Annotated in this window: 1 protein-coding gene and 1 pseudogene; both read right to left on the reverse strand. The window is 69.9% G+C overall.

Translation table 11 applies throughout. The annotated features are described in order from the left end of the window. A pseudogene (locus ABZ780_RS31670) lies at positions 1-723 on the reverse strand (hypothetical protein); the annotation flags it as partial. 2 nt (positions 724-725) lie between these two features. Then, a complete protein-coding gene (locus tag ABZ780_RS31675; protein ID WP_357488431.1) occupies positions 726-1,901 on the reverse strand; it encodes a siphovirus ReqiPepy6 Gp37-like family protein in 1,176 nt (391 codons plus the stop codon). Between the last annotated feature and the right edge of the window lie 53 nt (positions 1,902-1,954).

Raw genomic sequence — 1,954 nt, forward strand, 5'->3', positions numbered from 1 at the left:
GGCGCTGGCGACGGTACCGCCCGTCCTCGAGAAGTTGCCCAGCCTCAGGTGCACGGTCCCCGCCTGGTAATCAAGCACCGAGTCGGCTGTCTTCGACCAGCCCGAGACGGCGGCGTCGACCACCAGCCAACTGCTGTCCTCGTACACGAGCTTCCAGGCGCTGCCGTTCCATACCCGCACTTGGCCGGTGTCGGTCTCGAAGCACATCTCACCGATGACCGGGTTTGTGTTGCGGTGGTTTGAAGAGCAGGGCCGGATCCTGCTGCCCACGTACAGCTCGCCGCGGGTCACGGTCACCGCGGCTGCCCCGGTGAGCACCGTCACCCCGGCCAGGAGGACCTCGTACACGCCAGTGTCACCGGTCTGCTGGGTCAGCCCGGGCGTACCACCGCCGGGGGTGCCCTGCTTGACGACGGCCCGCACAGTCCAGGTGGAGCGGTCCAGGCGCAGCACCACCCGGTCGGTGCGGGTCTGCCCGCTGGTGTTGGGGGCGATGGGCAGGGTCACGGTGGACGTGCCGGACGTCCAGGCGTGCCCGCGCACCGACGCCTCGACACCTGCGCGGATGTTGACCTGCAGGCCAGCGCCGGCGGAGACCACGGCGGTATCGCTGGGGCGGCCGTACACACCGTCGTCGCTGAACCGGCTGGCGATCTTCTCGTACTCGACGTCGGTGATAGCCCTGCTGTTGTGGGCCGGGGACGGCCAGGAATCTTGTGCCACTGCTACCTCGCTTCCATTCGCCCGAGCCGGCGGGCCAGGTCTCGCACGGTGCGCACCGTGGCCGTGGTGGTGGTCTTGTCGCTGTTGCCGACGACCGAGGTGACGACCTCGCCCTCGTCGGCGGTGGCCTCGAGCCGGATGCTCTGCACGATGTCGGCGACCTCGAGGCCCGTCGGCAGGGCGACGGTGACGCGGTCGCCGAGGACGTAGTCCCGGCCTGCCTTGAGGTCCTCGGTGTCCACCGTGACGGTGGCGAGGGACGCCTGAGGGTTGTCGTCGCCGAGGGCGAGCGTCCCGGCCTGGGTGAGCTCCCCGCCGAAGTCGTCCAGGGTGCCGGTCTTATCGATCAGTTTCTCGACCCGGTACCAGTCGGCGGCCGCGCCGGAGGTGACCTCGACGTAGACGCGGATGTTGGGCGGGGTGGCCTGCTCGTCGGGGTCCCCGCCGCCCTGCACCAGTTCGGACGTGGCCAGCGGGGCGCCCATCGTGAAGGACAGTGAGCGCAGGTTGCCCAGCCCCTGGGAGAACCGGGCGGTGCTGGTGCGGTTGGCGGGCTTGTACACCCCGAACTTGATCTGGTCGCCGACCTGCCGCGTGCGGATACCGAGGCCGTCGGTGGCGGCGACGGTGCGGCAGGCGTCGAGTAGCGGCTCGAACCGTGTGCTGAGGGAGCGGTTGCCGCCGACGCCGGCGACGTCGTCGAGGACCAGGCGCTCAATCCTGCGGGCTGCCAGGGCGCCGGGCCCACAGTTCTCGTTCACCAACTGCCTGATGATCGTCTCGGCGTTCTGCCCGCTGAAGGTCCGCAGCCGGTCGGTGATCGTGTCCTGGTTGGCGAACGCCTTGGTGGGCTCTGGGTAGGTGAGGTAGCCGGCCACCCGCGCCAGGTCGTCGCTGAAGCGGACGGTCACGGTGCCCGGGGCCGGGTTCTGTTCCAGGTCCCACTGGTAGTCCTGCGGCTCCTCCATCGGCCCCGCACACCAGACGCCCTGGTCGCGGACGACGACCAGGCGGTGGCCGGGCTGCAGCAGCTCCAGGACCTCCGGCCACGCCGGCAGCACCACTGACCCCGACGCGGGCGCGTTGTAGTTCAGGTCGACCGCGAGCCTGGTCCACCCGCTCAGCGGGTCACCAACCACCTTCAGGTTGCGGTCGGTGACCAGCAGTTGGACTGCCACCGGCTCACCCCCTTACGCGGTCTCGTACCTCGGATGGAACGTGAGGTCGACGG

The sequence above is a fragment of the Micromonospora sp. NPDC047467 genome (assembly GCF_040643095.1).
Classification (GTDB): Bacteria; Actinomycetota; Actinomycetes; order Mycobacteriales; family Micromonosporaceae; genus Micromonospora.